Source organism: uncultured Chryseobacterium sp., assembly GCF_936933875.1.
Classification (GTDB): Bacteria; Bacteroidota; Bacteroidia; order Flavobacteriales; family Weeksellaceae; genus CAKZIK01.
Window position 1 is genome coordinate 1 of sequence record NZ_CAKZIK010000064.1, and the last position, 15,751, is coordinate 15,751.

Annotated in this window: 16 protein-coding genes and 1 pseudogene; 9 read left to right on the forward strand and 8 right to left on the reverse strand. The window is 36.4% G+C overall.

Annotated elements, in window-relative coordinates; translation table 11 throughout:
• A pseudogene (locus Q0252_RS08700) lies at window positions 1–251 on the reverse strand (acyl-CoA carboxylase subunit beta); the annotation flags it as partial.
• Between the two features lie 304 nt (window positions 252–555).
• On the opposite strand from Q0252_RS08700, the gene Q0252_RS08705 reads away from it, so the two are divergent.
• The 3 genes from Q0252_RS08705 to Q0252_RS08715 are packed head-to-tail and all read left to right on the forward strand — an operon-like array spanning window position 556 to window position 3,332.
• A complete protein-coding gene (locus Q0252_RS08705) occupies window positions 556–1,446 on the forward strand; it encodes a DMT family transporter (protein ID WP_297985401.1) in 891 nt (296 codons plus the stop codon).
• Between the two features lies 1 nt (window position 1,447).
• Window positions 1,448–2,530 carry a PorV/PorQ family protein gene (locus Q0252_RS08710; protein WP_297985402.1) on the forward strand — a complete coding sequence of 361 codons (1,083 nt, stop codon included), beginning with the start codon at window positions 1,448–1,450 and terminating at the stop codon, window positions 2,528–2,530.
• 10 nt (window positions 2,531–2,540) lie between these two features.
• On the forward strand, window positions 2,541–3,332 hold the full coding sequence (locus Q0252_RS08715) for a hypothetical protein (protein WP_297985403.1): 792 nt from the start codon (window positions 2,541–2,543) through the stop codon (window positions 3,330–3,332).
• A gap of 30 nt (window positions 3,333–3,362) precedes the next feature.
• Here Q0252_RS08715 and uvrC read toward each other — a convergent pair whose 3' ends face one another.
• Window positions 3,363–5,153 (reverse strand): excinuclease ABC subunit UvrC, encoded by a 1,791-nt coding sequence (uvrC, locus tag Q0252_RS08720; protein ID WP_297985404.1) that lies wholly within the window; start codon window positions 5,151–5,153, stop codon window positions 3,363–3,365.
• A gap of 174 nt (window positions 5,154–5,327) precedes the next feature.
• Here uvrC and hutH point away from each other — a divergent pair, with 174 nt between their 5' ends.
• Entirely contained in the window at window positions 5,328–6,818 is a 1,491-nt protein-coding gene (gene hutH, locus Q0252_RS08725; protein ID WP_297985405.1) for a histidine ammonia-lyase, read from the forward strand.
• Between the two features lie 10 nt (window positions 6,819–6,828).
• The gene (locus tag Q0252_RS08730) at window positions 6,829–7,278 is read left to right on the forward strand and encodes a DUF2059 domain-containing protein (RefSeq protein WP_297985406.1); all 450 of its coding nucleotides are present in this window, start codon (window positions 6,829–6,831) and stop codon (window positions 7,276–7,278) included.
• Window positions 7,279–7,280: 2 nt separating this feature from the next.
• Here the strand turns inward: Q0252_RS08730 and Q0252_RS08735 are convergent, their stop codons facing one another.
• The 6 genes from Q0252_RS08735 to Q0252_RS08760 form a co-directional block, all read right to left on the reverse strand.
• Complete coding sequence (locus Q0252_RS08735) at window positions 7,281–8,456, reverse strand: hypothetical protein (protein ID WP_297985407.1); 1,176 nt, start codon at window positions 8,454–8,456, stop codon at window positions 7,281–7,283.
• Window positions 8,457–8,533: 77 nt separating this feature from the next.
• Complete coding sequence (ygiD, locus tag Q0252_RS08740; RefSeq protein ID WP_297985408.1) at window positions 8,534–9,361, reverse strand: 4,5-DOPA dioxygenase extradiol; 828 nt, start codon at window positions 9,359–9,361, stop codon at window positions 8,534–8,536.
• Window positions 9,362–9,500: 139 nt separating this feature from the next.
• The gene (locus tag Q0252_RS08745) at window positions 9,501–10,010 is read right to left on the reverse strand and encodes a YceI family protein (protein ID WP_297985409.1); all 510 of its coding nucleotides are present in this window, start codon (window positions 10,008–10,010) and stop codon (window positions 9,501–9,503) included.
• Window positions 10,011–10,170: 160 nt separating this feature from the next.
• Window positions 10,171–11,058: a DUF4846 domain-containing protein gene (locus Q0252_RS08750; protein ID WP_297985410.1), complete on the reverse strand. Its 888-nt coding sequence runs from the start codon at window positions 11,056–11,058 to the stop codon at window positions 10,171–10,173.
• Between the two features lie 26 nt (window positions 11,059–11,084).
• Window positions 11,085–11,852, reverse strand: coding sequence for a TIGR03915 family putative DNA repair protein (locus Q0252_RS08755; protein WP_297985411.1), 768 nt, complete (start codon window positions 11,850–11,852; stop codon window positions 11,085–11,087).
• A gap of 1 nt (window position 11,853) precedes the next feature.
• Window positions 11,854–13,110, reverse strand: a complete 1,257-nt coding sequence (locus Q0252_RS08760) for a putative DNA modification/repair radical SAM protein (RefSeq protein WP_297985412.1) — start codon at window positions 13,108–13,110, stop codon at window positions 11,854–11,856.
• Window positions 13,111–13,235: 125 nt separating this feature from the next.
• On the opposite strand from Q0252_RS08760, the gene Q0252_RS08765 reads away from it, so the two are divergent.
• The 4 genes from Q0252_RS08765 to Q0252_RS08780 all read left to right on the forward strand — a co-directional run bounded on the left by Q0252_RS08765 (window position 13,236) and on the right by Q0252_RS08780 (window position 15,564).
• Window positions 13,236–14,564: a hydroxymethylglutaryl-CoA reductase, degradative gene (locus Q0252_RS08765; protein WP_297985413.1), complete on the forward strand. Its 1,329-nt coding sequence runs from the start codon at window positions 13,236–13,238 to the stop codon at window positions 14,562–14,564.
• Between the two features lie 109 nt (window positions 14,565–14,673).
• Window positions 14,674–14,850: a hypothetical protein gene (locus Q0252_RS08770; protein ID WP_297985414.1), complete on the forward strand. Its 177-nt coding sequence runs from the start codon at window positions 14,674–14,676 to the stop codon at window positions 14,848–14,850.
• Entirely contained in the window at window positions 14,850–15,236 is a 387-nt protein-coding gene (locus tag Q0252_RS08775) for a DUF423 domain-containing protein (protein ID WP_297985415.1), read from the forward strand. Before Q0252_RS08770 ends, Q0252_RS08775 begins: the two co-directional genes overlap by 1 nt.
• 70 nt (window positions 15,237–15,306) lie before the next feature.
• Window positions 15,307–15,564 (forward strand): hypothetical protein, encoded by a 258-nt coding sequence (locus Q0252_RS08780; RefSeq protein ID WP_297985416.1) that lies wholly within the window; start codon window positions 15,307–15,309, stop codon window positions 15,562–15,564.
• The last annotated feature ends 187 nt before the right edge of the window (window positions 15,565–15,751 follow it).

Below are 15,751 nucleotides of genomic sequence, written 5' to 3' on the forward strand. Positions count from 1 at the left end.
CGATCTCCACCACTCGGACAACCGCCGTGCTCTTTGTACATTTCAAAACCGGCAAAAGCACCGATTTCAATAGAATCAGAATTTTTATCAAGAAGATACTCGATACGTTCTCTGGCAGTCATTTTTCCTTCGTCACGAAGTTTTTGCAATCTTTTTTCGCCACCGCCTTTTTTTATTTCGTTTAAAAGTTTGGTGATTTCGGCCAGTTTTAATTTATTAAAATCTTCTCTTTTATTAAATTCTAAATCCATTTTTGTTATTGAAATTTTCTGTTCTTAAAGATAAAACATTTAATTAAAAACTTCCGAATTGGTCTAAGTTCAGTATTATCATATTTAAAATGCTGATTTATAATTTTTTAACATATTTTGAGTGTAATAAATGTGCTTATATTTTCGTTATTTATATGTTCTAAGTGAATCGGGTATCCGATGAGTCCTAGTTTATTTTTTTAATAGTTTATTATTTGAAGCTCCGAAAATTCATTGTATTTTCGGGGTTTTAATTTATTAGGGTGCCGAAATACAGATTTTTAGTGATAATTTTGTGAATGTTATGATAAAACCTGAAATTTTACGACTTCATATTATTGTTTTTCTTTGGGGATTTACCGCAATTCTAGGTAAGTTGATTCACGCTGAAGCAGATGCTTTGGTGTTTTTCAGAATGCTTTTTGCGGCAATTTTTCTGTATATCTACATTCGTTTTATTAAAAAAGAATCGCTTCAGGTTCAGAAAAAATTAATGTTTCAACTCGTTGGGATTGGTGGATTAATGGCAATTCACTGGCTCAGTTTTTTCTATTCCATTAAAATTTCAAATGTTTCAATAGCGCTTTCCTGTCTTTCGCTTTCAACACTTTTTGCTGCTTTGATAGAACCTTTGGTTTTTAAACGGAAAGTGGACTGGACAGAAGTCATCATCGGAATTGTAATTGTTATCTGTATTTCTTTAATTTTCAATGCAGAATTAAAATATAAGCTTGGAATTATAGCCGGAATTATTTGTGCACTTTTCGGAACTTTATTTTCGGTTTTTAATGGAAGGCTGTTTGGAAAAACCAGTTCCGCAAATATTATTTTCTACGAAATTTTTGGAGGTTGGGCTTTAATTTCACTTTTTTTTCTTTTCACAGGACAAATTTTCACCTTCCATGAAATAAGTTACCGCGACTTGGCGTTATTAACTCTATTAGCGAGTGTTTTCACGGCTTTTCCGATGTTGGAATCTGTAAAGCTGATGAAGTTTATTTCGCCTTTTACATTGATATTAACGGTGAATTTGGAACCGGTTTACGGAATTATTCTCGCTTTTTTTATCTTTGGTGAATCCGAACACATGAGTCCGGTTTTTTATATCGCTTCGGTAGTGATGATTCTTTCAATTTTTGCCAACGGAATTTTGAAAGCACGAAGAAGAAGCAAACAAAGGATTGAACAGATTTAAAATGAAAAAATATTTACTCCTCATTTTCATCATCACTTTTGGTGTTTCTGATGCACAGATTGTGAGAAAATATTCCAACGAATTTCTGAATATTGGAGCCGGAGCAAGAGGTTTAGGAATGGGAGGAGCTGTAATTTCTAATCAGGATGACGTGTACTCTCCGATGTGGAATCCAGCAGGTTTGGTCAATATTGAAAGAGATTGGCAAGGAGCAGCAATGCACGCAGAATATTTTGAAAGTATCGCCAAATACGACTATATCGCTTTTGCAAAACCTCTGGATAACAAAGGCGGAGTTTTTGCCATTTCCATTGTTAGATTAGGTGTGGATAACATTTTGAATACCACACAGATGATTGATTCCGAAGGAAATATCGACTACGATAAAATCACTAAATTTTCTCAGGCAGATTATGCGGGAATTTTATCCTACGCTTTTCATCCTGGTGGAAATCCAAAATTGGATTTGGGTGTTAACGCAAAAATTGTCTATAGAAATGTTGGAAAATTTGCCAGTGGTTATGGGTTTGGTTTTGATTTGGGTGCAATGTATCACTCTGATAACGGTTGGAATTATGGTGCAATGCTTCGCGATGCCACGACAACTGTAAATTTCTGGACCATTAATCAAGAAGAACTTTCAGCGGTGGTGAATGGTGAAGAATTCAATCCTGCTCCCAAAGACAAAATGGAATTGACTATGCCGAAACTCAACGCAGGAGTGAGCCGAAATTTTGAGCTTTCAACCGATTTAGACTTACTTCCTGAAGCCGGAATTAATATAGATTTTGCTAAAACAGCAGCGTTAATTTCCACAGATTTTGCGAGCATTACGCCTTACGCAGGAGCAGAATTGAAATTTCAGGATATGATTTTTGTGAGAGTTGGAGTGAACAGATTTCAAACTGTTACCGACATCGAAGATTTAAAACGCAACGTTTCGTTTCAGCCAAGTGCAGGAATCGGAATTAAATATAAAGGTTTGACACTGGATTACGCGCTGACGAATTCCGGTGTAAATGGTTCTAACTTTTTCTCCAATTTTTTCTCTCTTAAACTGGATATGGGAGATTTTAGAAATTAATTTTAAAGACATGCAAAAACTTATTTTACTTTTTTCGATGGCCGGCTTTGCATTGATGAATGCTCAGCAAATGTCAGATTATCAGTATGTTTATGTTCCTAAAAAGTTTACAGAATTCAATGAAAATCAGTACAAGCTGAATGATTTGTTAGCATCAAAACTTCAGGCAAAAAAATATGTGGTTCTGAAAGAGGAACCCGGAAACTGGCCTTTGGAATTACAACAAAATCCATGTAAAGTTTTAAGAGCAGATGCTGAAAATACAAGCAGCATGCTTAGAAATAAAATTACAGTGAATTTCAAAGATTGTAATGGAAAAACTGTGGCTACCTTCGAAGGGAAATCTGCAGAAAAAGATTACGAACCTGGTTATCGTGAAGCTTTGACTTTAGCAGCGCAAAGTGTTGCAGCTTCTCAACCTAAAGAAATGACTATGATTTCTCAACAAACTCCTGTGAGAACAGTAGAAGAAGTTAAACAATCTGTTCAAGTGGAAACTAAAACTGTAGAAACTCGTTCAACTACAGTTCAAAACACTTCATCTGTTGGAAATAAAGCAGAAATTTTCTCAAATGGAGGCGTTAATTTCAATAAAATAAATTTAGGAAACGGACAGTTTATCCTGAACAATCCGAAAAGTTCGATCCCATTTGCAACTTTTTCTGAATCTACAAAAACCGGAGTTTACCGTGTAAAATTGGAAGACGGAACACAAACTATTGGTTACGACGAAAATGGAAACGTCATCATTGAGATTCCGCAAAACGGAAGTTACAGAAAAGTTGAGTTTAAAAGAAATTAAAATATGAGCTTCGGTTTTCCGAAGCTTCTTTTATGAATTAAAATAACTCCAAACCATTTTCGCTTTGGATTTTCCTAGAATTTCCTCCAAAGTTTCCAAAGAAGCCTCGCGAATTCTTTTCACAGATTTCAGTTTGGAAAGTAAAAGCTCAATTGTTTTCTCACCAACACCCGGAATTTCTTCAAGCTCCGTTTTTATGGTGGAATTTTTTCTTCGAGTTCTGTGATGCTTCACTCCGAAACGGTGAGATTCGTCTCTCACACGCTGTAAAATTTTCAACGTTTCAGATTTTTTATCTAAATATAATGGAATCGAATCTTCCGGGAAATATATTTCTTCCAATCTTTTCGCAATCCCGATAATTGTTATTTTTCCGTACAATCCAAGCAGTTTCAAACTTTTTACAGCCGAAGAAAGCTGACCTTTTCCACCATCAATCAAAATGAGTTGCGGCAAAGGTTCGTTTTCATCCAACAGTCTTTTGTAGCGGCGGTAAATCACTTCTTCCATCGTTGCAAAATCATTTGGACCTTCAACGGTTTTCGGGTGAAAAATTCGGTAATCGTTTTTGGAAGGTTTTCCGTCCTTAAAAACAACACACGCGGAAACCGGATTCGTTCCCTGAATATTAGAGTTGTCGAAACCTTCGATATGTCTTGGTTCAACAGGCATTCTGAGCAATTTTTGCATTTCCGCCATAATTCGGTTCGTGTGACGTTCCGGGTCTACAATCTGCACCTGTTTCAGTTTTTCGAGGCGGTATTCTTTGGCATTTTTTTCAGAAAGTTCTACGATGCGTTTTTTGTCGCCCACTTTCGGGACAATCAGTTTCACATTCGGAATTTCAACAGAAATATGAAACGGAAGTAAAACTTCCTTCGAAGTAGAACTGAATTTACTCCTGATTTCTACAATCGCTTCCTCCAAAATATCTTCATCTGCTTCCTCTAAAACCTTCTTGATTTCTGTGGTGAAACTTTGGATAATATTTCCGTTTCGGATTTTGAAATAATTTACATAAGCAGCTGTATCATCACTCGTCATCCCAAAAACATCCACATCATCAATGTTGGCGTTCACAACCGTATGTTTTTCCTGATAATTTTCGAGTGCATCCAATCTTTCTTTGATGATTTGAGCATTTTCAAATTGCAGATTTTCTGCATGTCTCATCATTTGTTTCACCAAATATTCCTTTGCCAAACGGAAATCTCCCTTTATAATTCCGCGGATAGCATCCACTTTTTGGTCGTAGTCTTCTTTACTTTCCAAACCTTCGCAAGGACCTTCACAGTTTTTAATATGATATTCCAAACAGACTTTGTATTTACCTTCTGCAATTTTTTCGGGAGCCAAATTCAAACTGCAAGTCCGGATTTTGTAGATATGTTTTATCGTGTCGAGCAAAACCTTTGCAGGGCGCACTTTTGCGTAAGGGCCGTAATATTCGCTGCCATCTTTTATTTTCGTACGCGTCAGAAAAATTCTAGGAAAATCTTCGTTTTTAATGCAAATCCACGGAAACGTTTTATCATCCTTCATCATCACGTTATAAAACGGCTGATGTTCCTTTATCAGGTTGTTTTCCAGCAGAAGTGCGTCATATTCACTTGGAACAATGGTGGTTTCCAAACGGTCGATTTTTCCGACCATAATTCTGGTTCTGTAGCCCGAAAGATTTTTATTGAAGTAAGTTAGAACCCTGTTATTCAGGTTTTTTGCCTTTCCAACGTATAACAATTGCCCGCTTTTATCGTAATAACGGTAAACGCCTGGTTCGGAAGGTAAAGTTTTTAGCTGCAGCTGCAAATCGGGATTCATAAAACAAAAATAACGATTAAAATTTTTATTTGGGCGTCTTTTTCCGGCTTCCGTTCCCGCTTTTTTACTCGTCGTTCCTCCTCGCAAAAATAGCTCCACTCAAGCCGGGACGCGGGTTTCGGGCATTTTTAGAAATTCGGATAATTAATGTATTTTTAAGCAAAATAAATTTTAATGAAGATTTACGGTGTAGACCATTTCACGATAGAAGATGTATTAGAGATTGCGCAAAACCCAAAAAAAGCCAACCTCGACAAAAAAGCCAAAGACCAAATTCTAAAATCGCAAAAAAACGTACAGAAAATTGTTGCCTCAGAAAGAACAGTTTACGGTATTAATACCGGTTTTGGACCGCTTTGCGACGTAAAAATTTCAGAAGACGAAACCGCAAAACTTCAGCACAACTTAATTATTTCCCACGCAGTAGGTGTAGGAAAACCAATTGACAAAGAACTGTCGAAACTCATGATGATTGCGAAAATTCACGCTTTATCAAAAGGATTTTCGGGTGTTTCTTTAGAAATGATTGAGAGACTGATTTTAATGCTCGAAAAAGACATTATTCCGGTAGTTCCGGAGCAGGGTTCTGTTGGAGCTTCGGGAGATTTAGCGCCGCTTTCACATTTGGTTTTGCCGCTTTTAGGCCTTGGTAAAGTTTGGAACAATGGCGAACCTGTGGAAACAGCAAAAATTCTCGAAGAAAATAATATTCAGCCTTTAAAATTAGGTCCAAAAGAAGGATTAGGCTTAATCAACGGAACACAGTTTATTCTTTCGCACGCTATTAAAGGTTTGGAAAAATTTCAATATTTATTGGATTTAGCGGATTTAACGGCGGCGATGTCTTTGGAAGCGTATCGTGGTTCGGCAAGTCCGTTCAAAAAGGAACTTCATGAAATTCGACCGTTTTCGGGGAGTAAAAAAGTAGCAGCAAGAATGCTGAAATTTTTGAAAGATTCCAAAAATTTGGAAGCCCACGAATTTTGCGGACGAGTTCAGGATCCGTATTCCATTCGGTGTGTTCCACAGGTTCACGGAGCGAGCAGAAATGCTTTCGAACATCTGAAAAATTTAACTGAAACAGAACTGAATTCCGTTACGGACAATCCCATTGTCTTGAGCGCGGAAGAATCCATTTCCGGAGGGAATTTCCATGGACAACTTCTTGCTTTGCCTTTAGACTATGCAACTTTAGCTGCAGCGGAATTGGGAAATATTTCAGACCGAAGAAGCTATCTCTTGCTCGAAGGGAAATTCGGTTTACCAAGACTTTTGACTGAAAGTTCAGGCTTGAATTCCGGATTTATGATTCCGCAATATACTTCCGCGGCTTTGGTTACAGAAAATAAAACGCTCTGTTTCCCGGCTTCGGCAGATTCTATTCCGACAAGTTTAGGGCAGGAAGACCATGTTTCCATGGGAAGTATTTCTGGTAGAAAATTCAATCAGGTTTTAGGGAATCTGGAAAATATTTTAGCGGTGGAACTCATGTTTGCAGCACAAGGTTTGGAATTCCGAAGACCGGCAAAATGTTCTAAGATTGTAGAAGAAAATTATGATATCATCCGTTCTGTGGTTCCAAAATTGGAAAATGATAGAGAAATTGGAAAAGATATGATTGACATTGCGGATTTGATTAGAAATAGAAAATTAGTGGTGAATTAATAATTTAAAAATGAAAAAAATTATAATAATAGCTTCTTTATTTGTTGGTGTTTTTTCTTTTGCACAAACAAAAAAGGAGAAAATTGAAGCCTTTTTACAACTAACAAATTCTGCAAACATGGGAATTCAAATGGCGTCTCAGTTTTTGGATAGTTTCAAAAATACTTATCCTGATGTTCCTAACGAATTTTGGGAAGAAATTAAAAAGGAAATGAAACCTGAAGACATAGAAAATATGATAATTCCTATTTATGAAAAGCATTTTACTGAAAAGGAAATTGACGATTTTATAGCATTTTACAATACACCATCGGGAAAAAAAATGATCGAAAAAATGCCTATAGTTTTCCAAGAAAGCCAAGCAGTAGGACAAGAATGGGGAAGAGGAATTGCTAAAAAAGTTTTTGAAAAAATTTCTAAAAGCAGTAAATATCAAAGTCCGCCACCACCTTCAAAATAGTTTTAATCTCCAAGCTTATAATCTAAAGGCAACATTTTTGAAATGTTTTGGCGGGAGAATTCGTCTTCAACAATAAATAAATCTGGTTCTGAAGAGATGCCTTCTTTAAAAATTTCAAACTTTGCCAATTCAGGATTGATGATGGAGGTTTGTGAAATTATTGCTTCAGACTTTACAAATTCACCTTTTTTGATTTCAAAATTCTTTTTCTGATAATTTACCATTAATAGTTCGTTGAAATCGATAAATAACTTTCCGTTTTCTCGCTTTGTGAAATAAGATTCAGGGATGTTAGTTTTTACCACCGCAAGAACAAAAGGCGAGTTCTTGCTTTTTCTTTGGTATATACTATCTAAATCTTTTGGAAGATTCAAATTAATTATTTTTTGAGTTTTAATTAAAGCCATATAATCATCCAATTTTTTCAACTCTTCTTCGGTAGGATATTTTGGATTGGGAATTCTTCTTGCGTGGTTGACGATAAATCCTTCTTTTGCAAGCTCGTTGTTATAAAGGCTTCTGAAAAAATGCATCAAACTTCCTTGGTACGCATTCATTCTGTTTAAGACTTCATTTTTCTTGTTGTTATCTTCTTTGAAAAGGGATGAACCCAAATATTTCACACTCTTAGAATTGAAATCTGCTTCAAAATTGAGTAAATTATACTGAATGGTATATCCCAATTTTTTATTTTCAATAATTAAAGTTTGTGGCGCTTTTACAATTAAAATTTTATTCCTTTTATCATAAGAAAATTTAAGAGTCCGTTGATTTTTAATTCTCACATTTTCTCTATCAAAACCAATAAAATAATTTAGAAAGTAATTGATATAATTTCTATAAGCCTCTTCTGTAAAAGGGATGAGTACAATTTCTTCAATTTCATTTACAGGGTTGATAATTACCTTTACTGTTTTGCCGATTGCTTGTTGGATGGGAAAGATGCTTGTCTCGTAATTGTCTTTTTGAAAAATAATATTGCCGCTTTTTTGTCCTTGCGTATCCAGTTGAAAACTGCCATCTACTTTAGATGTTGTAGAGATTTTAGTGCCATCAATATAAATGTTAACATCATTGATTATGTTACCACTTTCAGTTTGTATTTTTCCTGAAATAATTTGAGATTTGAATTGGTGACAGCATACTAGAAAGAAAATCAGTAAAAGCGTTTTATTCACAGTAGATTTATTTCTGATAAATATAAAAAAAGACTTTGTCAAAAAAAACAAAGCCTTGAAAATTTATTTTTAAATTTTTAGCCAATTCTCACACTCGTCATGCTCAAACTTCCAGCCAAAAGTTCATCGTTGAAAAGTGAAATGTCTTCCGATTTTTCCTTCAAACCTAAAGAATAAATCAACGGTAAATAATGATCCGGAGTAGGAATAGCATTTTGCAGAAAACTTCCTTGTTTTTGATAATCTATTAAGTTTTGAAAATTGCCGTCTAAAATCCAATTATTGGTTTTTTCGCGGGCTTCAATAGCCCAATCCCAACCTGCGCCAACAACGTCGATGTTTTTCCAGTCGATCATTCGAAGATTGTGGACGATGTTTCCGCTCCCGATAATAAGAATTCCTTTTTCACGCAGTTTTGATAATTTTTGAGCCAGTTCAAAATGATATTGCGGTGGTTTTGTATAATCAATACTCAACTGAATCACCGGAATATCAGCTTCCGGATACATATGTTTAATCACACTCCAAGCGCCATGATCCAATCCCCAGGAATGGTTTTCTCCAACTTCAACGGGCATTAAAAGTTCGGCAGTTTCATGAGCCAAAGCCGGGTTTCCGGGTGCAGGATACTGAACATCAAAAAGTGGCTGCGGAAAACCATAAAAATCGTGAATGGTTTTCGGCATATCCATCGACGTTACAAAAGTTCCTTCGGTGTACCAATGCGCAGAAACGCAAAGAATCGCGTTTGGTTTCGGAATTTTTTTCGCAGCATCACGAAATCCCTGCACAAACTGGTTTTCTTCAATGGCATTCATCGGAGAACCGTGACCGAGGAAAAGAACGGGCATTTTTTCGGTGCTCTTGAAACCGTCCGAAATATTGCTTAAATCGTTTAAATTCATCACTTAAAACGTTTGATGTCGTTTGATATTGTTTGAAATCGTTAGATTTAAATTTAGTTTATAAAAATTGAAGTTGTTTGAAAAAGTTCGAACATTATCAAACCCAATCAAACAACTTCAAACTATATCGAACAAAGGCTTAAGCCTTCACAAACTGCAGTTCTCCTGCAATTTTCACGTCGTCGCTTACCAAAACGCCACCCGCTTCAAGCGCTGCATTCCAGTTTAAGCCGAAATCACTTCTTTTAATGGTTCCTTCGAAAGAGAAACCAGCCTTTGTGTTTCCCCAAGGATCTTGACCAATTCCTCCGAAATCTATCTCTAACTGAACTGGTTTTGTAACACCGTTAATCGTTAAATTTCCGGTTACATCGTTATTCAAGGAGTCAGATTCAAAAGTAATGGTGGGGAATTTTTCAGCATTGAAGAAATCTTCACCTCTCAAATGCGCATCTCTGTCTGCATTGTTGGTGTCTATAGAATCGGTTTGAACAGTTGCGTTTACTTTTGCATTTTTAAAAGTATCGTCATCGCTTTCCACTTCTGCATTGAAAGCTTTAAACTGACCTTTCACTTTAGAAATCATCATGTGTTTTACGCTGAAAGTAATTTCACTGTGAGTTGGGTCCAGGTTCCATTTAGTTGCCATAATATTTTGATTTTTTAGTTAATATTTAAATTTGATGAAGCAAAGATACAGCCGTTACAAGTCTCTGACATTGATGTATGATAAGAAAGTAAAATTACGGTTTCCAGTGACGGATTTGTAATAACGGAATGGAAAACTTTGTTACTTTTTTTAATAAGCATCAGAAACTGCGGAAATTGACCGGATTGAAACTGTAACGCGAAGTGGTGATTTCTGCGGCGTTTACATCCAGTTCAAACCAAGGAGAAATTTTTGGATTGTAAGGATTTTTCATCAGTGAAATAGATTGCGCGGGCGTAAAACCTTCTCCTAAAAAATAGAGTTTCTTCCCTTCAGAATTTCTTGAAACTCCGGCAATAAAAACCACATGTCCTGGACTTCCGGGGGTAATCAGGATATCGCCGGTTTTTAGGTCTGAATTTTTGGTGACAGGTTTCGTTTCCATGTTTAAAGAAATCGTTCCGGCGTAATTGTAAATATTGTCGAGATAATTTTGAAAACTGTTTACAGAGGAATCTGTGGCCGAAATTGAACCTCTTGTCACTTTATTTCCGTTGACAAAAAGGCGGCCTCCGTTTTTGTAATCGCTCCATTTTAAAAAATCGCCGCTTGTGTAATGAAACCCAATTTCATCCTCTTTTCCGATGCTTTTTAAATATTCTGCACGAAGTCTAATGACAGCATCGGCACATTGTTGCAAATCTTTATTCCCAACAGAAATGTCAAAAACCGCTTCATGAAGATTTTGTGTAACAATCGGAGTTCCATCGTATTTCAGGATTTTTGTTCCATAAGGTTTCAGTTTAAAATTTTCGATAAAATAACCGAAAGAGTTAGGTTTTTCTTCCACCCAAACATAATTTTCAGGTGCGGAAAATCTTTCTCGAACGGTATTTTTATTTTGATTGATTTGAACTGATGAACTCTTCTCTTCAACCCGTTGAACACTTGGATCATTTTTTAATTCTGAACTTTTTGCAGAATTAAAGTTTGATTTTTCACAGGAAAAACTCACTAAAAGAAAAGCCGAAATTAAAAAGTATCTCATTTATTAAAGTTAATTAAAAAAAGAAATCAGCGTTGCTTTTCCGTCAAATATTTCCAATACCGTTTCGGAACATGCTGAATATGAAGTTTCATGTTCTTTCTTGAAGGAATGCCGGTTTTAACAAAATAATTTTTCCACATTTTTTGAAAATGCTGTTCTTCTTCATGATGAAACTCGTCAGAATTTTTAAAATTTGGAATTTGGTTTGATTCAGGATGGAAAAACTCCACTTTTTCCAAATCATAGATAATTCCGTAATGTCTTTTCAAATCGAAAATCATCCATTTTTGGTCGGCATAACGTTTTTCAAAATGATTTCCAATTAAAGGCAGAACATCGAAATCAGGTTCTATTTTTGCAAAATACAGATTATCCTTTAGCCTTTCAAACCGTACAAAAGCATGCATCCTGTGAATTTCTCGACCCATACTTTTGAGTATTTTTGAAATTTCCAGCATATCCGAATCAGCCAGATTTTGAAAAACATTCATCCCCGGATTTTGTAAAATGTCTGTAATGCTTTTGAAAATCAGTCTTTCTTTATAAGGATGTTCTGAAAGAAAAATTTTGAGTAAAATTCTGATGGTTTCTTTACCGGAGATTTGTTCGATTTTTGATAAAACTCTCGCGCTTTTTTCAGCATTTGTAAAAACCTGATGTTGTTCTGCAAAGAGATTTTCACTGGAAAAATTTTGCTCTGCCACAATTTCTGCGTTTTGAAATTTATATTCATAAACTTCAAAAATCGACGTGAGCAAACCCTCAAAACAGCCATCGTAAATGAGAGTTTTCATTTTAAAACAGTGAAAGTTGCTGGGAAAACGGATTCTGCCATTTCGATTTCATGCTGTTCACAATGACCTGCCGCAGTTGTTTTTGATCAATCATATTGGAGAAAATATTCTGCGTTTCAAATTCAATAAAATATTTTGCCCGATTCAGAGCAACTCCCAATTTCTGTAAATGTTCCATTTCCAGTTTTCGGAATTTCCGCGCCATCAGAATTTTATTGACGGATTTTACGCCAACGCCAGGAATTCTTAAAAGCATTTCTTTGGTTGCCGTATTAATGTTCACAGGGAATTTTTCTCTGTTTCGTAGCGCCCAGGCTAATTTTGGGTCAATTTCCAAATCGAGAAAAGGATTTTGAAAATCTACAATTTCATCTGCCTGAAATCCGTAAAATCGCATGAGCCAATCTGCCTGATACAACCTGTTTTCGCGCTGCATCGGAACTTGTGAAAAAACCGAGGGCAATCTCGGATCTTCCAGCATCGGAACGTAACCGGAGTAATAAACGCGGCGCATTTCGTAATTTTTGTAGAAATGATCTGCAACTTTGATGATTTTCAAATCGGTTTCATTGGTTGCACCTACAATCATTTGGGTAGATTGTCCTGCAACCGCAAATTTTGGAACCTTTCTGAAAATTTTCTTTTCTTCTTTATAAAGTGTAAGTTCGTTTTTTATAAAAGTCATCGGTTTTACCATTTCTGCGTGACTTTTCTCGGGAGCGAGAAGTTTTAAACCGGTTTCAGTAGGGATTTCAAGATTAATGGAAAGTCGGTCTGCGTACAATCCGGCTTCTTTCAAAATTTCATCACTTGCGCCGGGAATGGTTTTCAGATGAATGTAGCCGAAAAATTTGTGCTCTTGCCGAAGTTTTTTCGCTACTCGAACGAGCCTTTCCATCGTTGTATCGGCATCTTTGAAAATTCCAGAACTTAAAAATAAACCTTCAATATAATTTCTTCGGTAAAAACTAATGGTTAGTTCAACGACTTCATCAACGGTAAAAGCAGCTCTTTTAATGTCGTTGGATTTCCGCGAAACGCAATATGCACAATCGAAAATACAGTGATTTGTCAACAAAATTTTCAGAAGGGAAATACATCGCCCGTCTTCGGTATAGCTATGGCAAATTCCCGAACCGTGGCTGTTTCCAAGTCCGCCTTTGTTGGTTCTTTTTCCGCCGCTGGAAGCACAGGAGACATCATACTTTGCAGCATCTGCAAGGATTTCCAGTTTTTCGTTGAGGCGGTCGAAATTCATTTTATTATGTTAAATTGATGATTCAAAAATAAAAAGCAAAAACGATTTTTCAGAACGATTTCTGCTATAAATTCTATCAAAATTCATCCTTAAATCCCTATATTTACCATTCAAATTTTTGAACTATGAATTACCAGCCGGTTGAAGGTTTTTCGAAGTTGAATAAACAGGGAAAAATCGATTGGATTGTAAATGAATATCTTGAAGGAAACGAAGAATATCAACAGATATTAAAGCAATATTGGAACGAAAATCCTGAACTTCAGAAACTTCACGAAGAATTCTCGGAGAATACGATTTCCAATTTTTATATGCCTTACGGAATTGCCCCAAACTTCCTGATTGACGGAAAATTATTGGCATTGCCAATGGCGGTGGAAGAAAGTTCTGTTGTTGCAGCAGCTTCAAAATCGGCGAAATTTTGGTTGGATAAAGGCGGTTTCAAAACAACAATCATCAATACGAAAAAATTAGGTCACACCCATTTTATTTTTAAGGTTGAATCACACAAACTACAGCATTTTTTCAATTTTAGATTAAAGCAAAAACTGTTTGAAGCCACGGAAGACATCACGAAAAATATGCGCAATCGTGGCGGTGGAATTTTAAACATTCGACTGATCGACAAAACTGCTGAAATGGACAATTATTTTCAGTTGAAAGCGAGTTTTGATACGGTAGATTCGATGGGTGCGAATTTTATCAATTCGTGTCTGGAGCAGTTTGGCAAAACTTTGAGAGAGGAAGTGGCAAACTGGGAAGAATTCACTCAGGAAGAAAAAGATTCACTACAGGTCGTGATGAATATTCTGTCGAATTTCACGCCGGACTGTATTGTTCGCGCTGAAGTTTCGTGTAAGATTGAAGATTTAAAGGACGATTCCGGTATTTCAAACGAAGAATTTGCCTGGAAATTTAAACAGGCGGTTACAATCGCAGAAATTGAACCTTTCCGCGCAACCACTCACAATAAAGGAATCATGAACGGAGTAGATGCCGTTGTGATTGCGACAGGTAACGATTTCCGTGCAACAGAAGCCTGCGCTCACGCTTACGCCGCGAAAGACGGAAAATATAAATCGTTAACGCACTGCACAACAGATAACGGAATTTTCAGATTTTGGATAGATTTGCCGATTTCGGTTGGCGTAGTTGGTGGTTTAACGAATCTTCATCCTTTAGTAAAATTTTCTCTCGCTTTGCTCGGAAAACCTTCTGCGCAGGAACTGATGAGCATTTTAGCAGTTTCCGGACTGGCACAGAATTTTGCGGCATTGCGTTCTTTGATAACGACGGGAATCCAGAAAGGGCATATGAAAATGCATTTGTTCAATATTCTGAATCAAATGGCCGCAACGGAAGAGGAAAAGCAGCATTTTGTGACGTATTTTAAGGATAAAACGGTGAGTCATCATGAGGTGATTGCGGAGTTGGAGAGAATAAGAAAAAAATAACACGAATCGTCATTGCGAGGAGCGACCAAAGGAAGCAACGAAACAATCCTTTCAAACAGATTGTCTCGTCGTTATTTCCTCGCTCCTCGAATGACAGAATAAAAAAAATATGATCAACTACTTACAGTATATTTTACCGATAGTTTTTATTGCATTCGGTTTGGTAATTAAAAAAAGCAAAGACCCGCGTTTTGCCTCATCGCAGAAAATGGCGACCATTCTGATTGTCCTTGGAATAATTACTTTAATCGGGAAAATTTTTATTGAATATAACAAACAACATTAATGAAAACATTAACATTAGTCATTGGTGCAATTTACGGATTGCTTTCGGTAATTTTAGGAGCATTCGGAGCGCACGCTTTTAGAAAAATTTTATCACCGGAACGTTTGGGAAGTTTTGAAACAGGTGTCCGTTACCAAATGTACGCCGCTTTTTTCCTTTTGATTGTCGGCTATATTTTAAAATTTGAAACCAAATCCGAACACTGGATTTCATGGCTGATGATTTTCGGAACGGTTTTGTTTTCGTTCAGTATTTATTTCCTGAGTTTTCAGGATTATTGGGGCGTAAAACTTGGCTTCTTAGGACCAATTACGCCAATCGGTGGATTGATGATGATTATTTCCTGGGTAATGCTGATTTTTTACTTCGTAAAACACAAATTTTAATTTGCCGGGTGATGGATATGGGATGTTTAAAGTCTTTCCGCATCCAACTTCCAGCTTCTAACCAAAAAATATGTTTTTCATTTTCGGATTCAATAAAAAGCCTGTAGGAAAGGAAAACCGCAAAATCAGAAGAAATGGTTTTGAGGTAAATGCTGTGATAACTGTTTATAAAAGATATTTCGAATTGTTTTTTATTCCTCTGATTCCGTTGGGGAAATCTTATTCGGTTTACATTCCGCATTCTGATGAATATTTTGAGCAGGGAATGTTTTCTAAAATGCCGGAAGATTTGTTGGAGGTTTGCAAGGAAGTGGGGAGGCGATATTGAGTTTGGGCGCTTGAGTGTTTGAGAGTGGAGGAGTGGTTTAGTAGTTTAGTAGTTTAGTTTTGCGTGGAGCTGCGAAGCAGCGAAATGTTGGTAGCATTGCGGTTGTCATTTCTTAAAGGGAGCGCCGAAGGTGCGACATGTTGGTAATATTTATTAAGAGGAAGAGTAGACGAGTGCTTTAATTGTA